This is a genomic window from Actinoplanes ianthinogenes, from assembly GCF_018324205.1.
In the GTDB taxonomy this organism is placed as follows: Bacteria; Actinomycetota; Actinomycetes; order Mycobacteriales; family Micromonosporaceae; genus Actinoplanes; species Actinoplanes ianthinogenes.
The window spans coordinates 425,895-446,209 of sequence record NZ_AP023356.1; the positions used below are offsets into that span (position 1 = coordinate 425,895).

A 20,315-nucleotide genomic window follows, 5' to 3' on the forward strand; every position below is an offset into this window, starting at 1 on the left:
CATCACCTCATCGCGACGCCGGAGCGCAGCGGAGGTGGCGCGATGAGCGAGGACTACATCGCCGCTGATCCGCACCGGCGCATTCAGCCGGCCCGGCGCCGGATTCGCGACCCCCGGCACAACGGCCTGGCCGCGGTCGACTTCGGCACCTCCAACTCGACGGTGACGCTGCACGACCCGAACCTGCCCCCACCGGTGCTGCCGATGCCCGCCGACCAGCGGGCGGTGCTCGGCCGGGCGGTGGTGCGGATGCTGCGCTCCGAGCCGCAGGTCGAGGAGATCATCGACCGAAGCGCCGGGCAGTGCCGCGCCGAGTGGGACACGCTGCGCACCCGGCTGGCCCGCGAGCTGACCGGCGGCGGCACACCGGAGAGCCTGGCCGACGCGGTGGAGGCCGAGGAGGGCGCCCACCACCCGCTGCTCTACGACGTGCTGCTGGCCCTGGAGCTCGCCCAGGCCGGCGGCACCGCGCCGTTCGCCGGCTGGCTGGCCGACCGGCTGCACGGCTGCTACGACGAGGCGTTCGGCACCCCGGCGCTGGAGCACTACTCGCTCTTCCCGGTACGCCTCGACAACGCCACCGACGAGGACGAGGTCCCGAGCCGGCTCGACATCACCGCGGTCGACCCGGACCTGTCGGTACGCCTGGGCCGCCCGCAGGCCCTCGGCTCCCCGCTCGCCGCCCCGCTCCGCGGCCTCAAACACCAGCTGGACAAGCCCGACTTCCGGCACCCGCTCAAGGGCGGCGAGCGCTGGGTGGAGCTGGAACCCCTGCTCGGTGGCGCGTTCGCGTTCCTGCTGGACCGCACCGACGAGTTCACCCACGCGCACCCGGACCGCCTGGAGGACGCCCCGATCGACCACGTGGTCGCCACCTACCCGACGATGGCGCCGCCCGCGGTCCGCCGCCGCCTGGAGTCGGTGATCGGCGGCCTGCTCGGCGTCGGTGAGGTGGACCTGCGGTACGACGAGGCGATCGCGGCCGCGCTCTTCTTCCTGATGCGCGACCTGGGCGCCAACCACACCATCGGGGTGGAGGCGCTGCGCGCCCGGTTCCGGGCGGTCCCCGGCGACGAGCGGCACCGCGCCGAGAACACCCTGGTGGTGGATGTGGGCGGGGGCACCACCGACATCGCGCTGATCACCACCCACCTGTACGACGAGACCCCGGAACTGCGGGACGCGCCGCCGGGCAGCACCGGCCGGCACTACCGGGTGGTCCCCCGGCTGCGCGGCACCAGCGGGCGCAGCCGGCGCGGCGGCGACTTCCTCACCCTCCAGGTGTTCCATCTGATCAAGGCGATGATCGCGGACCACCTGCTGACCCTGCCGGACCCGGGCGACGACGCCTTCGCCGAGGAGCCGGAGACCTGGGCCGTCTGGCGGCGCGACACGATCGCCCGGCTCGACCCGGCGCTGCGGACCGAGGACGGGCGGTACCGGCCGGGAAGCCTGGTCGCCCAGTCCCGGCTGGCGCTCCAGCGGGACACCGCGGTCGCCGAGCCGCCGGCCGGGCAGCGGGCCCGCGACAACGTGGAGCTGGTGATCGGCACCCGGACCGCCGGGTGGCACGCGGACGCCCTGGCCGCCCGGGAGAAGGCGTTCACCACGCTCTGGGAGCTCGCCGAGGCCGCGAAGATCGGCATCGGCCCGCACCGCGCGTACGGGTTCCCGGCCGACAAGGTGCAGGACATCGCCCGCGCGGTGGTCCCGGCGCCGGCCGGCCTGCCGCCCGGGATCGGCAGCGACCTGGACCCGCTGACCTACGAGGACTTCGAGACGGTCTGCCGGCCGATGCTGGAGGAGATCAGCCGGTTGGCCGCCGCCCTGGCCCGCACCCGGCTCACCGGCGGCGAGCGGCTGGACCGGGTGATCCTCACCGGCAAGGCCAGCCAGCTCGGCCTGGCCTCCGAGGTGGTGTCCCGGGAGCTGCGCACCGGGCAGGGGCCGCAGGGCCGGCCGGTGCAGGTGGTGGTGGAGCGGACCTATGCCAAGAACGCCGCGTCGATGGGCGCCGCCTGGGCCGCGTCGATGAGCTCGTACGACGTCGCCGAACCGGACGAGGAACTGCTCCGGCAGGGCGCCACCTCGGTCTCCATCGAGGTGGACAACCTGCTGCTCGACCTGCCCTGCACGCTGAGCATGCGCGGCTCCAGCGACCAGAACCGCGCGCTGCTCAAGGTCGGCACGCCGTTCCAGGAGCTGCCCGGCGGGCGGTTACGGGCGTACGCCACCATCGGCCTGCTGCCGAACCGGCTGGTGATCCTGCGCGAGGTGGACGGCGGCCAGCCGCTGCCGTGGGGCATGTTCCGCTGGTCGGACCTGAACGTGCGGCTCGCCGAGGAGAGCGGGCTCCGGCTCGATCCGCAGATCTGGCCCCGGCAGATCCGCTGCGGGATCGAGGCGGACGGCGGTCTCGACGTGTCGTTGCTGCTCTGGCGGGGCGAGCGCCCGGTCTACCGGGTGGATCGCACGTCGATGGCGGTCCGCATCCCCCTCGCCGACGGCGCGGTGCCGGACCTGGACCGGCTGGCCGACCGGATCCTGGTGGCCGGCGCGTCGGCGGCGCCGGCCCGCCCGGCGCTGCGCGGTGACCCGGCGCCGACCCGGGAACGGTTCGCCGACGAGGAGGGCGCGGTCCGCCCCGCCCTGCTCGGGCACGCGCCGCTGCCGCCGCCGGACGAGGACGGGCGCTGGGCCTTCCTGCTGCACGACGAGCAGGGCCGGCAGCAGCTGCTGGGCCGCCTGGCCGCGACGCCCGGCCCGCTGGTGCCGCACCTGGTCAGCGTGGACGAGGAGGGCGCGATCCGGGTGCACGCCGGCGACCCGCCGCTGTGGACCGGCGACTCCCCGATCGACATCGAGCACCGCCCCGGGATGGTGTACCGCCATCCGCTCGGCACGCCGAGGTCCGAGAACGACGACCACGACAACCCCTTCGACGGGACGCACTGATGACCCTCTCCAATCCCCCGGCCTCGCTCGAGGACCTGCTGCACGACGCGGCGCTGCACGACGGGCCGCTGGCGCGCGTGGTGGCCGACCAGCTGACCCGGCTGCTGGTCGCGGTCGACGAGATCAGTTACGGCACCAGCATCGACGTGGCCCGCGCGCAGGGTGCGGCGCGGCCCGACCAGGAGGCGACGATGGCGCTCGGCAACGCGCTGGTCCACCGGTTGAAGGGACTGTTCGCCGGACGGCGCGAGGCGGCCGGCCCGGTGCCCGACCAGCCCCCGAAGGTGACCCACCAGGTGGTGCCGACCGTGGCGGAGAAGCCGCGGGCCACCGCGACGGTGCGGCCCGGCGCGGTCGAGCGCGGCCGCATCGACGAGGGCATCCAGCAGGTGTTCCAGGACTTCGCGGAGAGCCCGCAGGTGCGCGCGGTCCTGGGCGCCGACCCGCTGCCCGGCCGGACGCCGGTGCAGGACTGGCCGGCGTTCCACCTCGGGCTGCTGCGCCTGCACCGCGACCAGGCCGAGCACTGGCGCGCCAAGCTGAGCCGGTACCTGCCGGTGGAGTTCACCCGGCCGGTGCGCGGCTGGACCGAGGTGCTGGCCGACATCGAGGGCAAGCAGGTGCTGATCCCGGCCTCGCACGACCATCCGGGGACGGTGGCCTGGCGGGACGCGCCGCCCCACGACATCGTGGGCACCGCGTTCGGCGAGCGGGTGCAGCAGCACCGCCGGATCGCCGGGATCGCCTCGCAGATGCTCTGGCTGGCCCGGGAGGACCGGACGGCACAGTACGCCACCCAGGGCGGCCTGGTTCCGGCGCAGCGCGCCTACACCGAGTTCCAGCGTGACGTGCGGGAGGGGCTGACGGCGTACCGCAGCGCCGAGAGCGGCACCGACGGCCGGATCACCGTGTTGCGCGCCGCCCAGCTGGCCGAGGTGCTGCGCTCGGTGCTGCACCAGCCGGTGGCGGCGCCGGGCAGCTGGTGGGCCGACGCGCGGGCCGAGGCGATGACCTTCGTGCGGGACACCGGTTCCGCGTACGCGCCGCAGCTGAAGGTGAAGGACCTGGGCATCCGCACGTCCTACCCGGAGCTGCGCGGCAGCCGGGAGGCGGATCCGGAGAGCGACATCCGGCTGCCGGTGACCGACCCGGCCGACTCCGGGCGGATCTTCGACTGCCTGCGCCCCGCGCTGCTGGAACCGAGCGGGATCTACCGCAGCGGCCGGGTGATCTACGGCGGGGACCTGGTGGACACCCGGGAGAGGAGACCGTCGTCATGATCGCCGCGCGACGGCTCCTGGCGTACGCAAGCCTGCTGTTCTTGATCGTGATGGTGCCCGTCCCGGCGCGGGCCGAACCGGCGCCGACGCCCCTGCCCGAGGTGCTGCGCGCCCTGCGCACCGACAATCTCCCGGCCGACTACGTGGTCCTGCTCGACGTCTCGTCGTCCATGCAGCCGGCCGGCGGGCCGGACCTCTACACCCGCGCCCAGCAGGCGTTACGTCCCCTGCTCGACGCCCTCGACCCGGTCGACCGGCTGCACCTGTTCGCCTTCGCCGACCGGCCGGACCCGACGTTCACCGCGGCGATCGGCGACGCCGGGGCGAGCGTGCTGAGCCGGTTGCCGGGCCGCGCCGAGGGCGGGCGGACCGACATCGGCGCGGCGATCGAGGCGGCGCTGGACACCATCGACCTGCCGGACGCGACCGATCCGGCCACCGTCGTCCTGCTCACCGACGGTAAGCAGGACGCGCCGGCGAACTCGAAGTACGCCGGGAACCTCGACGCGGCGATCGAGCAGCTGCGCAACCGGGCCGCCGGTGTCGAGCGGCGGCGCCCGGTCCGCGCGCTGGGCATCCCGCTCACCGGCCAGACCGACGTGGCGCTGCTGGACAAGGTCTTCGACGACACCGTGCTGATGGATCTGCCGCCCGAGCAGGTCGGCGACTACCTCAGCAAGGTCGGCGCCCGGGTGGCGGTGGCCAAGGCCGCCGCCCTGGTCGCGCGGGACAAACCCGCGATCACGCTGACCCCCGATCAAACCCGTCTTTCGGTACGCGATGAGCCGGTCACGGTCACCGTCACCGTCCGCAACAACGCCGCCAAGGTCCCGCTGACCGTGCTCCTGACGGCCGCCGCCGACGGCGTCTCCCTGCCGGTCGAGGTGCTCGCCGGGGAGACGGCCGTGGCGCCGGGCGCCGAGCAGCAGGTCCGGCTGCGGATCGGGCCGGCGAGCAAGACCGGCTTCTGGATCGGTGGCGAGCGCTCCACGCCGGGCACCCTGCGCATCGAGGCGGCGGTCGGCTCGCCGTGGCACGACGTGATCGAGCAGGACTTGCTGCTGAAGTTCGCGCCGCCGCCGGCCCAGGTCAGGCTGCCGCTGGAGGCGGTCGCGACCGGACTCTCCCCGTGGTATCTGGCGTTCCTGATCCTCGCCGTGCTCGTGGTGGCACTGCTGGGCTGGCGGGCCCGCCGCCATCACTGGCGGCCGATGGGCGGCGGCTACCTGACCATCACCGAGCAGGGCGCCGGCGTGCCGTACCGGCAGATGCTCTCCGGCCGCAAGGTCAGCATCCCGTCGACGCATGGCTCCGGCACAGCGCCGCGGGGCACCGGCACGGTTCGCGCCTTCCGGCAGAAGAAACAGGTCGGCGCCGGCAAGGAGCTGGTCCTGCGGATCGACTGGAAGCGGGCCGGCAAGCAGCACAAGGTCATCTGCCGGCCGCGGCAGACCAAGCCCCTCACCGACGGCACCACCTTCACCTACCAACCCTGACCTCGGAGGTTCCCTCGTGCTTCCCGCACTGGTGATCGGGCTCGGCGGCACCGGGAGCGCCGCCGCGGCCCACTTGAAGGCCCGCCTCGCGACCGAGCAGCGCTGGCAGGACCTGGACCGCGACGCGGCCGCGCCGGCCCGCGGCGACGGCCGCCCCTACGACTGGCCGATCCTGCTGCGCGCCCTGGACGTGGACCGGCGCAACCGGCCCCGGGTGGACGGGCTGAGCCTCGACGCGGACGTGGAGGACCTGTACCTCAACGGCTCGATCGGCGGCATGATCGACAAGATCCGGCAGGGCCGGGAGACCGCCCAGGCGTTCTACCCGACCGTGGTGCCGTGGTTCGGCCCGGAGGACGCCCGGCGGATCCGCGACGACGAGGCGCTCGACTTCCTCAGCGAGGGCGCCGGGCAGATCCGCTCGTTCGGACGGCTGTCGTTCTTCGCCGACGTGCTCGGCTCGGCCCCGGTGACCAAGCGCCTGGAGGACGCGCTCGACCAGCTCACCCGGGTGCACGCGGACGTCACGCCGAACATCTACATCATCACCTCGACGGCCGGCGGCACCGGCGCCGGCATCCTGCTCGACGTCCTGGCCACCTTGCAGCGGATGCGCCAGGCGCACGGCGCGGACTTCTCGGTCACGCTGTTCTGCGTGCTCTCCGGCGCGTTCCGGCGGCGGCTGGACGGCCCGCAGCGGCAGCGCAGCGAGGCCAACGGCTACGCGCTGCTGCGCGAGCTGGACCGGCTCATGCACGTCGGCCGCGAGCACCCGGCCGACTTCCGCTGGGCGCCGCGCGACGCGCACCAGATGACCGCCGCGCCGGTGCAGTACACCTACTTCATCGACGGCCGGCGCTCCCGTTCGGCGGCCCGCCGGCTGGAGGGCTTCGGCCCGGAGACGGTCTCCCCGGTCGCGGTCGCCGACGCGGTCTACGCCCACCTGCTGCCCACCGTCGGCGCCGCGTTCAGCAGCTACCGGGTCAACGCCCGGCAGTACCGGCAGGGCGCCACCGACCTGTACTCGACGTTCGGCGTCTACATGATCGAGTACGCCTGGGAGCCGGTGATCCGCGGCCTGGTCAGCCGGGCCGCGCTCGAGGTGCTCCAGAGCATGCCGGTCAAGGCGGCACGCTCGCTCGGCGACGACGTCGGTCAGTTCCTGCTCGGCGCGATGGACATCCCGGACGCCGGTGGGGCGCTGCCACCGCCGGTGCTCCAGGAACTGGACAGCGAACCGGCGCAGCAGGGCCTGCTCGGCCCGACGGTCAGCTGGCTGCAATCGCGGGACGGCGGCCAGCCGTTCCCGGAGGTGCCGAACCTGATGCTGCCGTTCGAGGACATCACGTCGTTCCGGACCGACCACCGCGGGCAGGTGGTGATCGACCGGACGCAGGAGACGGTCCGGGCGTTCTGGGGTGACCGGGACGTGCCGCTCACCACGAAGACCCGGCTCCAGTGGCACCCGGTCGCCGAGCACCACGAACGGCTCATCGGCCGGGACTGGGCGGTGGCGCTGCGCGGCGCGGTGGCCCGGGTGATGTCCCGGCGGGACGGCGGGCCGCGTACCGGGCTGGCCTTCCTCGACCTGGTGCGGGAGCGGCTGGAGACGTACCGGGCCCGGGTGGAGAACGCGCCGCGGCAGGACCCGGCGCACCTCAAGGCGGCCCGGGACTACGCCGAGGAGAAGGCCCGCGAGGACCGGGGTTTCCGGCGTGGCCGGCACCAGCTCGACTACCTGGGCGCCGAGTACGCCCTGCTGCTCGCGCACCTCCAGGCCGACTGTCACGAACGCACGCTGCGGATGCTGGACCGGATGACGCAGGAGGTCACCGCGGTCCGGGCGGAGACCGACCGGTGGCGCTCGACGGTCGACGACGCGGCGCAGGCCCTCGCCCGGTCGATCGAGGACGTCCGCAAGGAACGCCGGGACGCCGAGAAGTTCCCGCTGCGGCACGTCGTGCCGCAGGTCGACGACCAGGACACCGAGCAGTGGCTGTACGACCGGTCGGTGACCTCGCTGGACACCGTCGCCGAGGCGATGGCGTGGAAGGTCGACACCAGCGGGCCGAAGCCGGGCCTGGTCCTGGCCACCTCCCCGGCGGGATCGACGGCCTCGCCGCCCGCCTCCTCGTCACTGGTCGATCAGGTGGTCGGCGCGCTGTCCGGCCGGGCCCGGCCGATCTTCGCGCCGCTGCGCCAGCTGTCGGTGTTCGAGCTGCTGGAACGCTCGAAGCGGCCGGCCGACGACATCGGCAAGGAGCTCAAGGACGGCGCGGACTGGCTGGTCGACTACGACACCGACGAGCACCTGCGGCTGGTCAACCAGTCCCCGGACGACGACGACCCGCACCAGAAGATGCACTACGCGTTCGCCGCCCTGCCCGCGGCCGGGATGCCGGGCGCGCGGCTGAGCCGGGAGCTCTGGGAGTACCTGGGCCAGCAGCAGGTCGACCTGAACAACATCGTCCCGTCGGCCGAGTCGTCGGACCGCCCGGTCACCGACAAGATCATGCTGTTCGCCTCGTGGCACTCGCTGCGGCTGGGCGCCTTCGACGGCTTCAACGACCTGCGCCGCTCGTACGAGGACCGCCGGGCCGTCCCGCCGTCCCCGCACGTGATCGCCGAGGAGAAGAACGCCGCCCTGCTCGAGGCGAAGTCCGAGGACCTGGTCGGGGTCGGCGTGCTGCCCCGCCCGCTCCCCCGGCTCACCGGCGACAACCTGCTGCTCTGCCGCGACTTCGACCTGCTCACCGCGGCCGCGGTGGCGCTGGCCAACGAACGGCTCGCCCCGATGTTCCCGCCCGGCGACTCGGAGCAGGTGCTGGGCTGGCAGACCCGTTCCCACCGCGGCGAGCCCGGCCAGGACCTGGGCGACGAGGCCCGCCTCGGCCGCCTGCTGAAGAGCCTGATGACCGCCGGCACGAAACTGGCCGAGATCCGCCGGGGCGCGGTGCTGGCCGCTGCCGAGGAGGCGGTCCGCGACCTGGACTGGGAGTACGGGACGCAGCGCTTCTACGGGCTGCCGCCGGCGTACCGCATCGACGCGTCCCTCTGGCAGCTGCTGACCGTCGCCGCCTACGTCTTCATCGACAAGCAGCGGTGAACCCACGGTCCGGTCCCGGCGTGCCGGGACCGGGCCGCGTCACCTTCGCACCGCCGGCAGTAATTGCCGTGGGGTGTTTCCCGCCGGGTCGCGCGCGTCCTCGAACGCCCCGGCCGCGATCAGCGCCGCCATCGCTGCCGTGGAACCGGACAGCGCCGCGGTGTGCAGCGGCGTGTGTCCGGCCGCGTCGCGCTCCTCCAGCGACAACCCGGCCGCGAGCAGCACCGGCAGCACCCGCTCGTGATCCAGGTATCCGATCAGGTGCAGCAGCGTCCGGCCGCGGCCGTCGCGCAGCGCCGGATCGAACCCGGCCGCCACGTCGGCCAGCACCGCGTCGGTGTCGCCGTGGAACACCTGGGCGAAGATCCGCTGCCGCAGCTTGCGGACCTCCTTCGGCACCGGTTTCCGCCCGGTGCGAAACCCCGCCCGGGCCGCCGCGCACCCCGGCCCGGCATGGGACGTCAGCACGCTCGCCCCGGCCGCCTCGACCAGGTGCCACTCGCCGCCGCACCGCACCCGGAAGGACGCGTAGGGATCGTGCGTGATCGGCTGCCAGTCCTGCTCCCGCCCCGGGAACAGGGCCTCGTGCACCAGCGGATGCAACTCGTCCGGGCTCAGCCGCCCCCAGCGCAGCAGCGCGGCGTCCACCGGCGCGCTCGTCCCGAAGGCCAAGGGTCCGCCCCACCGGCTCGCGGACCCGCTCCGGGCCGAGACCAGCAGCGAACCGTCCGCGCGCGCCAGCACCTGCGGGCTGCCCCATGCGGTCGCCGGCAGGACCACGTCTCCGGTGTCCGGATCCCGCAGCAGGTCGCCGTACCGGAACGCCAGCCGGCGCGCCTCGGCCGCCAGCACCGGCAGCCGGTCCTGCAACCGCAGCAGCTCCTGCGGCAACCACCTCGGCCGCTCCCCCTGCTCGACCGCCAACCCGGCCGAGCGGTACAGGTCCTTGATCCGCCCCGGATCACTGCGGGCGAGCAGCCGTTCGAACTCGGACGCGCGATCCGGGCCGGCGAGATCCCCGGCCTGCCACGGCAGGCGGGCCGCCGACGCCCCATAGGCCCAGCGTCGCTCGGTCACCGCACCGGCGTGCCAGGCCCACTCGGGCAGGTCCACCCAGCGCTCGCGCAGCGAACCGGTCTCGATCACCCGGAGTTCCAGCCGCTGCGGCGACTCCCAGCCGGCCGGCAGGATGACCGCGAGCACCGGCGTCCCGGCCCGCAACCCAGGTTTCGCGAACGGGAACGGCCACCGGGACAGCACCACCAGCATGCCCGGCTCCAGCCGGAACGCCTCGGTGCGCGGCAGGTGCCGCCGCAGGTAGTCCGGGGCCAGCCCGGCCAGATCGGCCTCGATCATCTCGGCCGCGGCCGTCCCGAAGTCGTCGGCGACGTCCCGCAGGTCCAGGTTGACCTGCACGCCGGCTGCAGCACAGGCCGCCCGCCAGTTCCCGGCCAGCCGGGCCGCTGTGGCCTCCAGCACCATTCCGGCCGGGGTCGCGTACCCGAGTTGCCGCAGGTATCGCTCCCGGTCCAGTCGCCGTCCCTGGTCCACCCGTGCCTCACCGTTCACCGCCGCCGGAAGGTGTGGGCCGACCGGATTCGAACCGGCGTCCTCCTCACTGACAGAAAGGCGCGACTACCTCTGCGCTACGGCCCACCGCGGCGCAGTCTAGGTGTTCTGCTCACGGACGTTGGTAACGGGGCTGACTTGCTGAAATAGGTGAGGACCTCCGGGTGAGGTGGAGCTTGTCGAAGGTTCCACACCACACCCGGGAGGTCCTCGTGCCCCACGCTAACGCTCCGTTGACCGAACGCGGCCGATTGAGGCTGGCCCGGTGCGTCGTCGATGACGGCTGGTCGCTACGGCGGGCCGCGGATCGGTTCCAGGTCAGCCCGACGACAGCGAAACGCTGGGCCGACCGCTACCAGAGCGAGGGCGCCGCCGGCATGCGCGATCGGCCCAGCCGGCCGCGTCACAGTCCCCGCCGCACACCCCGGCCGATCGAACGACGAGTGTTGCATCTACGTCGCAGCCAGCGCCTGGGCCCGGTCCGGATCGGTTGGCGACTCGGCTTGCCCGCCTCGACCTGCCACGCGATCCTGCGCCGGGCCGGTGCTGTACCCCTGACGCATCTGGACCGGGCCACCGCCGAACCGGTCCGCCGCTACGAACACGAAGCGCCCGGCGATCTGATCCACGTCGACGTCAAGAAACTCGGCAACATCCCCGACGGCGGCGGCTGGCGCACCCAAGGCCGCGCCCAGGGCAAACTCAACCGCACCGCCACGACCGGGCACCGCACCGACAGGTTCGGCGGCGCCCGGCTCGGCTACGCCTACCTGCACACCGCCCTCGACGACCATTCCCGCCTGGCCTACACCGAAATCCTGGCCGACGAAACGAAAGAGACCGCCACCGCCTTCTGGCGACGCGCCCACGCCTGGTTCGCCGGCCACGGCATCAGCATCGCCCGGGTACTGACCGACAACGGCTCCTGCTACATCTCCCGCCTCTGGCGCGAGACCTGCGCCGAGCTGGGCGTCACCGTGAAAAAGACGCGTCCTTACCGGCCGCAGACCAACGGCAAAGTTGAACGCTTCCACCGCACACTGGCCGATGAATGGGCCTACTCCAAGCCATACACCAGCGAAAACGCCCGCCGCAAAGCCCTACCCCGTTTCCTGCACACCTACAATCACCACCGCTACCACTCCGCCATCGGCGGCTCACCCGCCAGCCGCGTTCCTAACCTCTCTGGGCAGAACATCTAGGGCTTGTCCTGCCGATCGAGCGAGGGCTGCCCCGCTTGATCGGCAGGACAGGCCCTCAACATGATGGGCCCATGCCCAACGAGCGCCAGATCGACAAGTGGAACGGTGACACCGCGCGGCGCTGGCTCGCCGAGCGGGAACGGCACGCCGCCGTGCGCGAGCCGCTGCTGCCCCACCTGCTCGCCCAGGTCCGGGCCGGTGACCGGGTGCTGGACGTGGGGTGCGGGTGCGGTGACGTCGCGGTGGCGCTGGCCGGGACGGCGGCCGAGGTGGTCGGGCTGGACGTCTCCGAGCCGCTGCTCGCGGTGGCCGCGCGAGCGCCCGGTGTCCGCTACGAGCGCGGGGACGCGCAGGTGCACCCGTTGCCGCCGGGCTACTTCGACGTCGTGGTCAGCAGTTTCGGGGTGATGTTCTTCGAGGACCCGGTGGCCGCGTTCCGGAACCTGCGCGGGACGCTCCGCGCCGGTGGCCGGCTGGCCTTCCTCTGCTGGCAGGGTGCGCTGGTCAACGAGGTGTTCGCGATTCCGCTGCGGGCCTGCGAACGGTACGGCGTGCACACCGGCGCGGTGACCGCGGATCCGTTCGCCGACCCGGGGTGGATCGCCGGGACGCTGACGGCGGCCGGGTTCACCGGTGCGCAGGTGCGCGGCATCCGGGAGCCGGTACGGCTGGGCGCCGACGCGGGCGACGTCCTGGCGTACGCGAATCGGACCTCCATGATCCGGGATCTCCTGGCCGGGAGCGCGGACCGTGATCGGATTCTCGCCGCGACAGCGGCGGACCTCGCCGCTCGCGAACGGCCCGGCGGCCTCTGGGTCGACGCCGCCGCTTTCCTGGTCACCGCCACTGTCGAGTAGGTTGGCGGACTATGCGCAAGCTCTGGATCGTGGTGGCCGCACTGAGCCTCGCCGCGTGCGGCGCCCCGGCGCCGGTGGGCACCGCCGCCGGTCCGCGGCCGGACCCCTCCGCGCCGGTGCTGCCGGCCGGATGGCGCTGGGAGTCCTACGGCGGGGTCGAGGTCGGAGTGCCGGGCGAGTGGGGCTGGGGCGACCGCGGCCTGCGTCTGGATGCCTGGTGCATCGACGGGCCGGGCGGCAAGCCGCCGGTGGTGGCCCGGCCCGGCGCCGGGGTGCCGCTGATCGCATGCATGGGTGCCGCGACCGACCTCGCCCACACCGGCACGGTGGTCGGGTTCGGCGACGCCGCGTCGGAGACGGACGGCATCACGCGGGACGGCGACCGGGTCACCGTCACCCTCGGCAAGGTCGAGGTCATCGTGCAGACACCGGCCGAGCTGCGGGAGCGCATCCTCGCCACGATCCACAAGGTCACCGTCGACGCCTACGGCTGCCCGGCGACCCACTCGCTGAAAACGCGGCCGACCGACGTCACCAAGCTGCACGACGTCACCGCGGTGTCGGTCTGCCGGTACCGGTTGTCCGAGAACGATCCGACGCTGCTGTCGAGTCTGCGGCTGACGGACGACGCCGCCGACCGGGCGATCCGGGGCATCGCGCAGGCACCGGTCGGCGGCGGGCCGAACCGTCCGCAGGACTGCGCGCCCGAGGTGGCCCACGGCGACGAGGCGATCGTGCTGGCGATCGGGTCGGCGGAGGTGCTGATCCGGTATGCCGGGTGCGTGGACATCGGGTACCACGACGGCACGGCGGTCCGCCGCGTGGACAGGGACTCTTTGAGCCCGTTCCTGGCCGGCCCGAACGCCACCCTGGCCTTCGTCGGCTAGGGCGTCTGAGGCAGCAGCTCGGCCAGCGGGACGGTGGGGTCGGCGAGGAGGGCCGGGACGACCCGGTGCCCGTCGAAGCCGGCGGCGATCAGCGCCTGGATGTCGTCGGTCACGTCCCAGACGTTGATGTTCATGCCGGCGATCACCCGGTCGTCCACCGTCCAGAACACGATGCACTCCCGTTTGCCGAGGTCACCCCGGATCACCAGGGTGGCGCCGGGCTGGAGCAGGCCGGCGTACTCCATGCCGAGGTCGTACTGGTCGGTGAAGAAGTAGGGAACCGCGGTCCACGGGCTGCCGCGGCCGAGCATGGCGCGGGCCGCGGCCGGGCCGGAGGTCAGCGCGTTGCCCCAGTGCTCCACGCGGATCCGGGTGCCGTACCGGGGATGCTCGACGTTCGCCACGTCGCCGGCCGCGAAGATATTCGGGTCGCTGGTGCGGTGGTACGCGTCGACCAGGACACCGTTGTCGACGGCGAGCCCGGCCGCCGCGGCGAGCTCGACGTTCGGGGCGGCGCCGACGGCGACCAGGACGTGATCGGTTTCCACGACGCTGCCGTCGGAGAGCACGACCCGTTTGTCGCCGAATTCACCGACGGTGGTGCCGAACCGGAAGTCGACGCCGTGCCCGCGGTGCAGGTCGGCGAAGACGCCGCCGATCCGGTCGCCGAGCACGCCCTGCAACGGGACCGGCTCCGGCGCGATCACGGTGACCTCGACGCCGGCCGAGCGGGCAGCCGCGGCGACCTCCAGGCCGATCCAGCCTGCGCCGACGACGGTCAGGTGGCCGCCCGCTCGCAGGACCTCCTTGAGCCGCACCGCGTTGTCGTAGGTGCGCAGGTAGAGCAGCCCGTCGCCGGGCAGCTCGCGGGGGCGGGAGCCGGTGGCGAGCAGCAGTTTGTCGTACCCGATCTCCTCCGCGCCGACCCGGGCCACCCGGCCCCGGCGATCGATCTCGGTCACCCGGGCGCCGAGCCGCAGGGTGATGTCGCGCTCGGCATACCAGGTCTCGTCGTGCAGGAACGGCTCGTCCGGCCCGGCGGTGCCGAGCAACAGACCTTTGGACAGGGGCGGCCGCTCGTAGGGCCGCCGGAGCTCCTCGCCGATCAGCACGATCCGGCCGGGGAAACCCTCCTCGCGCAGGGTCTCGGCGGCCTTGGCGCCGGCCAGACTCGCGCCGACGATGACGAACGTGTCCATGCGAACCTCCGCGCGGTGAGTCCCACCCGGATTCTTCCGCGCACCCCCGCCAATCGAAACCGCCACATTCAACATCCTCTTTCGATACGCCCTCGCCCCGCCCCAACCGCACAGCCCCGTCCCGAGCCTCGACGCCAGGCCCGGCCCCCTAACGACCGCGAGGCCGCATCCGGGCCAACCCCCTACCTCCCGGTGGTCCGCCCAAACCCCAGCCGCACAGCCCAGCCCGCCACCCCCGGCCGCCCCACCCCAACTCGTCATAGGCCCCTGAAGCCAGCCCGCCACCCCCGGCTGGCCCCCACAGCCCCATCCCGACTCGTCATAGGCCCCTGAAGCCCAGCCCGCCACTCCCGGCTGGCCCCCACGGCCCTACTCCGGCTCGTCATAGGGCGCTGAGGACCAGCCCGCCACGTCCGGCTGGCCCCCACGGCCCTACCCCGTCCCGTCACAGGGCGCTGAAGTCCAGCCCGCCACGTCCGCTGGCCCCCACGGCCGTATCACGACTCGCCGTAGGGCGCTGAGGACCAGCCCGGCACGTGCGGCTGGCCCTCACAGCCCTACCCCGGCTCGTCATAGGGCGCTGAGGACCAGCCCGGCACGTGCGGCTGGCCCCCACGGCCCCATCCCGACTCGCCATAGGGCGCTGAGGACCAGCCCGGCACGTCCGGCTGGCCCCCACGGCCCCATCCCGACTCGCCATAGGGCGCTGAAGACCAGCCCGCCACGTCCGGCTGGCCCCCACGGCCCCATCCCGGCTCGTCATAGGGCGCTGAAGACCAGCCCAGCACTCCCGGCTGGCCCCCACGGCCCCATCACGACTCGTCATAGGGCGCTGAAGACCAGCCCGGCACGTGCGGCTGGCCCCCACGGCCCTATCACGACTCGCCGTAGGGCGTTGAGGACCAGCCCGGCATGCGCGGCTGGACCTCACGGCCCTATTTCGGGCCGGGATAGGGCCGTGGGGGCCAGCTGGGGGTTTGGGGTTTGGCGGGTCGTGGCCACCCACGGGCGTCGCCCTGTAGGGGCGGGCGTTCGGGACGCGCCAGCGTCCTGCCCGGCCCGGAAGGGTCCCTGGCGGGAGCGACGATCAGTGATCAGCGCGGATCCGAGTCAGCATGATCTTGATCTTGGAGGCATTGCTCCGGATGCGTGCCGGCGACCTCGGCTCCGGCCCGCACCGAGCGGTCCGGCACCGCAGCCGGCGCGGTGATGATCGACGCACACCGGGCCGGAGCCGCAGCCGGCGCGGTGATCATCGGCGCACACCGGGCCGGAGCTGCAGCCGGCGATGATGATCGGCGCACACCGGGCCGGAGCTGCAGCCGGCGGTGAGGATCGGCGCACACCGGGCCGGAGCTGCAGGCGGCGGTGAGGATCGGTGTGCACCGGGCCGGGCCATCGAACTTTGGTTTGCGATGATCACCGGATGAGTGCAGCACCTGTGATCGCCGAGGTGAGCGGCCACCTGGGCCACCTGATCCTGAATCGGCCCCGGGCGATCAACGCCCTCACCCCGGAGATGGTCGCGATCCTGCGGCGGTCGCTGGCGGAGTGGGCGGACGACGACCGGGTGCGGACCGTGCTGATCAGCGGCGCGGGCGAGCGTGGGCTGTGCGCGGGCGGCGACATCCGGGCGATTCACGCGGACGCGGTCTCCGGCGGCACCGGCTCGGTCGACTTCTGGGCGGAGGAGTATCGGCTGAACGCGACCGTCGCGGGGTACCCGAAACCGTTCGTCGCCTGGATGGACGGCCTGGTGATGGGCGGCGGGATCGGCGTGTCGGCGCACGCCTCGGTGCGCCTGGTCACCGAGCGTTCCCGGCTCGCGATGCCGGAGGTCGGCATCGGCATGCACCCGGACGTCGGTGGTTCGTGGCTGCTCTCGCACGCGCCCGGTGAGCTGGGCACGCACCTGGCGCTCACCGGCTCACCGGTCGGCGCGGCGGACGGGATCGCGGCCGGTCTCGCCGATCACTTCGTGCCGGCGGGCGGCTTCGCCGAGCTGACCCGGGCGTTGAGCGAGCGGCCGGTCGAGGAGGTCGTCGCGGCGTTCGCCACGAGCGCGCCGGCGGGCGAGTTCGCCACGGCCCGGGGCTGGATCGACGCCTGCTACGCCGGGGACTCGGTGCGGGCGATCGTCGAGCGGCTGGCCCGGCATCCCGAGCCGGGCGCGCAGGCCGCGGCGAAGGAGATCGCCACCCGGTCACCCACCGCGCTGACGATCACGCTGCGGTCCCTGCGGACCGCCGCCGGGCTGCCCGATCTGCGGGCCGCGCTCGATCAGGAGCTGCGGCTGTCGGCGGCGATGCTGCGCCTGCCGGACCTGGCCGAGGGGATCCGGGCCCAGATCATCGACAAGGATCGCCGCCCGCGCTGGCAGCCGGCGACCCTGGACGAGGTGTCCGCGGAGCTGATCGACGAGATCTTCGAGTGAGGCCGATCAGCGCGGGCTGAGCGTGAGGCCGATCAGCGCGGGATGGAGGGCGAGGCCGATCAGCGCGGGATGAGGCGGAAGATGCGGATCGTCCGGTTCTGGGCGGTCTCGCGATAGCGCCGATACCCCGGCCACTGGTCGACGAACGCCTGCCACAGCCGCTCCCGATCGTCGCCGTACGCCTCCCGCGCCTCGACCGGGATGTCCCGCCCGCCGACGGTCGCCGTGGCGTGCGGCTGGGCGCTCAGGTTGTGCACCCAGGCCGGCGCTTTCTCCCCGCCCCAGTTCGACCCGACCACGACGAACGCCCCGTCGTCGGCGACGAACTGGAGCGGGCTCTGCCGCGGCTGCCCGCTGCGCCGCCCGACCGTGGTCAGCAGCAGCCCGGGCGCCATCCCGAGCGCGACGACCCGCCCCCGCGTCGCCCGGCTCAGCCACCGGTCCATGGCCACCATCCGCCGTGCGACCGGCGTGAAAAAGGGCGCGTCGCTGACCGCCCGCCAGAACTTTCTCCAGATCACGATCAAGAGCGTAAGCAACCGGACGGCACCCCGACGCCACCAGGGCGGCACTCAGCGGCGGTGATGGTCTTCACATGGCCACCACCAAGCAGGCCCTCGGGGCCGCCGCCGCCGTCACCGTCGCGACCGCCGCCGTCGCCGTCACCCTCGCCGGGTCCCCGGCGAACGCGGGGGCGACCGAGGGTGGGCCGTCCGCGAGCCCGTCGGCGTCCGCGCCGGCCGTGAAGGTTCCGACCGTCACGGCGATCACCCCGGCGGCCGGCCCGACCGCCGGCGGCACCTCGGTGACCGTCACCGGCACCGGGTTCTCCTCGCTGAACCTGGCCAACCCGGCCGCGGTGAAGTTCGGCTCGGTCAACGCGGCCTCGTTCACCGTCACCTCCGACACCAGGCTGACGGCGGTCGCCCCGGCCGGCACCAGCGGCTCGGCCAGGATCACCGTGGCGAACGGCACCGGGGCCAGCACCGGGACGCTCGCCTTCGCCTACCGGACGCGGCTCGGCGCCGAGTTCGAGTCGGTGACCGGGGTGAAGATGACCGGCGGCACCGTCGTGCCGGTCACCGTGACCGGCGGCACCGTCGGCGGGTCGGCCAAGGACTTCAGCGGCGAGAAGATCACCGCACGGGTCGGCGAGGCCGTCGCCACGGTCGCCTGGGTGGACGCCACCCACGTCAAGGTGACCGCCCCGGGCAGCAAGACCGCGGCGAAGTTGCCCATCACCCTGCTGCACGACGGGGTGGCCGGCGAGCCGTCCAAGGCCACGATCGGCTACGCCCCGGCCGCCACCACGGTCTCCCCGGCGAACATCACCACGGCCGGTGGCACCTCGGTGACCATCACCGGCACCGGGTTCTCCGAGGTGGACGTGAAGGACCCGGCCGCGGTGAAGTTCGGTGCGGCGAACGCGACCAGCTTCACGGTCAAGTCGGCCACCCAGATCGTCGCGGTGGCCCCGGCGGGCGTGAACGGGACGGCCGAGGTCACCGTGAAGACCGCCGGCGGAACGGGCCGGGCGACGGTCGACTACCGGTCACCGCTCGGCATCGAGGTTCCGGCCGGCACGGTCGCCAAGGCCAGCGGCGGGACGGTCACCCTCAAGGTCACCGGCGGCACGGCCGGGGCGACGCAGAAGGACTTCACGGCCGAGGCGATCACCGCCCGGGTCGGCGACGCGAAGGCCACGGTGACCTGGGTGGACGCCACGCACGTGAGGGTGGCGCTGCCGGCCTCGAACGCCCCGTCGGCCGGCGTGACGCTGCTGCACGACGAGGTGCCGGGCGCCCCGGCCACGGTCGGCTACGTGCCGGTGGTGGTGAGCCTGTCGGCCAGGAGCGACGTGGTCGCCGGGGGCTCGAAGGTGACCGTGAAGGTGGCCGGCGGCGACGTCGCGGCGGCGAAGAACTTCAAGTTCGGCGACAAGGCCGCCGAGTGCACCGCGCAGGGCACCGGGTCGGCCACGGCGTACCAGTGCGTTGTCCCGGTCGCGAGCCAGCCCGGCACGACCTGGGTCTCCTTCACCTCCAGCACCGGCGTCGCCAGCCGCTTCTCGGTCGCGGCGATCTTCGCGTACAGCGACCTGGACTGACCGGCAACACTCCCGTAACTTTCGACGAACATCAATCTGAGGTAACGTCCGCTGGGAGCGCTCCCACCTTCGCTTGAGAAGGAGTTCCCCCATGACCCGTTCCCTCCGCGCCCTGTTAGCCGCGGGCGTATTGGCCGCCGCCGCGATCACCGGAGTGATCGCGGCGGGTCCGGCCCAGGCCGACACCCAGATCTGCGAGCAGTACGGCTCCACCACCATCGGCGGCCGCTACGTGGTGATGAACAACCGCTGGGGCACCAGCGCCCAGCAGTGCATCAACGTCACCAGCACCGGCTTCGCCATCACCACCCAGCAGGGCGTCGGCAGCACCAGCGGCGCCCCGGTGTCGTACCCGGCCGTCTTCTACGGCTGCCACTACACCAACTGCTCGCCCGGCACCAACCTGCCCATGCAGGTCAGCCAGATCAGCAGCGCGACCAGCAGCATCAGCTACAACTACGTCTCCGGCGCCACCTACGACGCGGCCTACGACATCTGGCTCGACCCGTCGCCGAAGAAGGACGGCGTGAACGCCCAGGAGATCATGATCTGGTTCAACCGGCAGGGCTCGATCCAGCCGATCGGTTCCCGGACCGCCACGGCCACCATCGGCGGGCGCACCTGGGAGGTGTGGACCGGCAGCAACGGTTCCAACGCCGTCGTCTCCTACGTCGCGCCGTCCCCGATCGCCAGCTGGAGTTTCAGCGTCCTGGACTTCATCAACGACACCAAGACGCGCAGCTCGGTCACCAACTCGTGGTACCTGACCAGCATCCAAGCCGGCTTCGAGCCGTGGATCGGCGGCACCGGCCTGGCCGTCACCAACTTCTCCGCGGCGGTCAACGGCGGCGGATCCCCGTCCTCGCCGCCGCCGTCCAGCCCGCCGAGCGGCTCGGCGGCCTGCCGGGTCACCTACGCGACCAACGTCTGGAACACCGGCTTCACCGCCGACGTCACGGTGGCCAACACCGGCAGCGCCGCGATCAACGGCTGGAGTCTGGGCTTCACGCTGCCCTCCGGCCAGTCCGTCACCGGCTCCTGGAACGCCACGCTGAGCGGCACGTCCGGCGCGATCACGGCACGCAACGTCAGCCACAACGGCAGCATCGCGGCCGGCGCCAGCACGTCGTTCGGCTTCCAGGGCACCTACAGCGGCTCGTTCACCGCCCCGACCGGATTCACCTTGAACGGCACGGCCTGCACCCGGGCCTGACCCGGCGACC

The 20,315-nt window shown here is 73.1% G+C and carries 13 protein-coding genes and 1 tRNA gene; 10 read left to right on the forward strand and 4 right to left on the reverse strand.

Annotation, left to right across the window (positions count from 1 at the left end):
* Positions 1–42 precede the first annotated feature (42 nt).
* Genes Aiant_RS02075 through Aiant_RS02090 form a run of 4 tightly spaced genes read left to right on the forward strand, consistent with a single transcriptional unit; the run spans position 43 to position 8,837 of the window.
* Positions 43–2,955: a hypothetical protein gene (locus Aiant_RS02075; protein WP_189335548.1), complete on the forward strand. Its 2,913-nt coding sequence runs from the start codon at positions 43–45 to the stop codon at positions 2,953–2,955.
* Positions 2,955–4,235, forward strand: a complete 1,281-nt coding sequence (locus tag Aiant_RS02080; protein WP_189335547.1) for a hypothetical protein — start codon at positions 2,955–2,957, stop codon at positions 4,233–4,235. Before Aiant_RS02075 ends, Aiant_RS02080 begins: the two co-directional genes overlap by 1 nt.
* Positions 4,232–5,731, forward strand: a complete 1,500-nt coding sequence (locus tag Aiant_RS02085) for a vWA domain-containing protein (protein WP_189335546.1) — start codon at positions 4,232–4,234, stop codon at positions 5,729–5,731. Before Aiant_RS02080 ends, Aiant_RS02085 begins: the two co-directional genes overlap by 4 nt.
* A gap of 16 nt (positions 5,732–5,747) precedes the next feature.
* The gene (locus Aiant_RS02090) at positions 5,748–8,837 is read left to right on the forward strand and encodes a tubulin-like doman-containing protein (RefSeq protein WP_189335545.1); all 3,090 of its coding nucleotides are present in this window, start codon (positions 5,748–5,750) and stop codon (positions 8,835–8,837) included.
* Positions 8,838–8,876: 39 nt separating this feature from the next.
* Here the strand turns inward: Aiant_RS02090 and Aiant_RS02095 are convergent, their stop codons facing one another.
* Positions 8,877–10,388, reverse strand: coding sequence for an ankyrin repeat domain-containing protein (locus Aiant_RS02095; RefSeq protein WP_189335544.1), 1,512 nt, complete (start codon positions 10,386–10,388; stop codon positions 8,877–8,879).
* Positions 10,389–10,420: 32 nt separating this feature from the next.
* Positions 10,421–10,493 (reverse strand) — tRNA-Asp (locus tag Aiant_RS02100).
* A 125-nt stretch (positions 10,494–10,618) separates the two neighbouring features.
* Here Aiant_RS02100 and Aiant_RS02105 point away from each other — a divergent pair.
* The 3 genes from Aiant_RS02105 to Aiant_RS02115 all read left to right on the forward strand — a co-directional run bounded on the left by Aiant_RS02105 (position 10,619) and on the right by Aiant_RS02115 (position 13,352).
* Positions 10,619–11,608 carry an IS481 family transposase gene (locus Aiant_RS02105; protein ID WP_212846914.1) on the forward strand — a complete coding sequence of 330 codons (990 nt, stop codon included), beginning with the start codon at positions 10,619–10,621 and terminating at the stop codon, positions 11,606–11,608.
* Between the two features lie 71 nt (positions 11,609–11,679).
* Positions 11,680–12,465: a class I SAM-dependent methyltransferase gene (locus Aiant_RS02110; RefSeq protein WP_189337029.1), complete on the forward strand. Its 786-nt coding sequence runs from the start codon at positions 11,680–11,682 to the stop codon at positions 12,463–12,465.
* A gap of 11 nt (positions 12,466–12,476) precedes the next feature.
* A complete protein-coding gene (locus Aiant_RS02115) occupies positions 12,477–13,352 on the forward strand; it encodes a hypothetical protein (protein ID WP_189337028.1) in 876 nt (291 codons plus the stop codon).
* On the opposite strand, the gene Aiant_RS02120 is transcribed toward Aiant_RS02115, so the two are convergent.
* Positions 13,349–14,551, reverse strand: coding sequence for an NAD(P)/FAD-dependent oxidoreductase (locus Aiant_RS02120; protein ID WP_189337027.1), 1,203 nt, complete (start codon positions 14,549–14,551; stop codon positions 13,349–13,351). The genes Aiant_RS02115 and Aiant_RS02120 overlap by 4 nt on opposite strands.
* Before the next feature lie 1,426 nt (positions 14,552–15,977).
* Between Aiant_RS02120 and Aiant_RS02125 the strand changes: the two genes are divergently transcribed.
* Entirely contained in the window at positions 15,978–16,985 is a 1,008-nt protein-coding gene (locus Aiant_RS02125) for an enoyl-CoA hydratase/isomerase family protein (protein WP_189337026.1), read from the forward strand.
* A 59-nt stretch (positions 16,986–17,044) separates the two neighbouring features.
* Here Aiant_RS02125 and Aiant_RS02130 read toward each other — a convergent pair whose 3' ends face one another.
* Complete coding sequence (locus Aiant_RS02130) at positions 17,045–17,506, reverse strand: nitroreductase/quinone reductase family protein (RefSeq protein ID WP_229831520.1); 462 nt, start codon at positions 17,504–17,506, stop codon at positions 17,045–17,047.
* Between the two features lie 74 nt (positions 17,507–17,580).
* On the opposite strand from Aiant_RS02130, the gene Aiant_RS02135 reads away from it, so the two are divergent.
* Together Aiant_RS02135 and Aiant_RS02140 are read left to right on the forward strand one after the other, a co-directional pair.
* Positions 17,581–19,092: an IPT/TIG domain-containing protein gene (locus Aiant_RS02135; RefSeq protein ID WP_189337025.1), complete on the forward strand. Its 1,512-nt coding sequence runs from the start codon at positions 17,581–17,583 to the stop codon at positions 19,090–19,092.
* 91 nt (positions 19,093–19,183) lie between these two features.
* The gene (locus Aiant_RS02140; protein WP_189337024.1) at positions 19,184–20,305 is read left to right on the forward strand and encodes a glycoside hydrolase family 12 protein; all 1,122 of its coding nucleotides are present in this window, start codon (positions 19,184–19,186) and stop codon (positions 20,303–20,305) included.
* Positions 20,306–20,315 lie beyond the last annotated feature (10 nt).

Excerpts from the sequence above, each read along its gene's own strand:
- Aiant_RS02075 (WP_189335548.1), top strand. The coding sequence starts at position 43 with ATGAGCGAGGACTACATCGCCGCTGATCCGCACCGGCGCATTCAGCCG.
- Aiant_RS02080 (WP_189335547.1), top strand. The coding sequence starts at position 2,955 with ATGACCCTCTCCAATCCCCCGGCCTCGCTCGAGGACCTGCTGCACGAC.
- Aiant_RS02085 (WP_189335546.1), top strand. The coding sequence starts at position 4,232 with ATGATCGCCGCGCGACGGCTCCTGGCGTACGCAAGCCTGCTGTTCTTG.
- Aiant_RS02110 (WP_189337029.1), top strand. The coding sequence starts at position 11,680 with ATGCCCAACGAGCGCCAGATCGACAAGTGGAACGGTGACACCGCGCGG.
- Aiant_RS02115 (WP_189337028.1), top strand. The coding sequence starts at position 12,477 with ATGCGCAAGCTCTGGATCGTGGTGGCCGCACTGAGCCTCGCCGCGTGC.
- Aiant_RS02120 (WP_189337027.1), bottom strand. The coding sequence starts at position 14,551 with ATGGACACGTTCGTCATCGTCGGCGCGAGTCTGGCCGGCGCCAAGGCC.
- Aiant_RS02125 (WP_189337026.1), top strand. The coding sequence starts at position 15,978 with ATGAGTGCAGCACCTGTGATCGCCGAGGTGAGCGGCCACCTGGGCCAC.
- Aiant_RS02135 (WP_189337025.1), top strand. The coding sequence starts at position 17,581 with ATGGCCACCACCAAGCAGGCCCTCGGGGCCGCCGCCGCCGTCACCGTC.
- Aiant_RS02140 (WP_189337024.1), top strand. The coding sequence starts at position 19,184 with ATGACCCGTTCCCTCCGCGCCCTGTTAGCCGCGGGCGTATTGGCCGCC.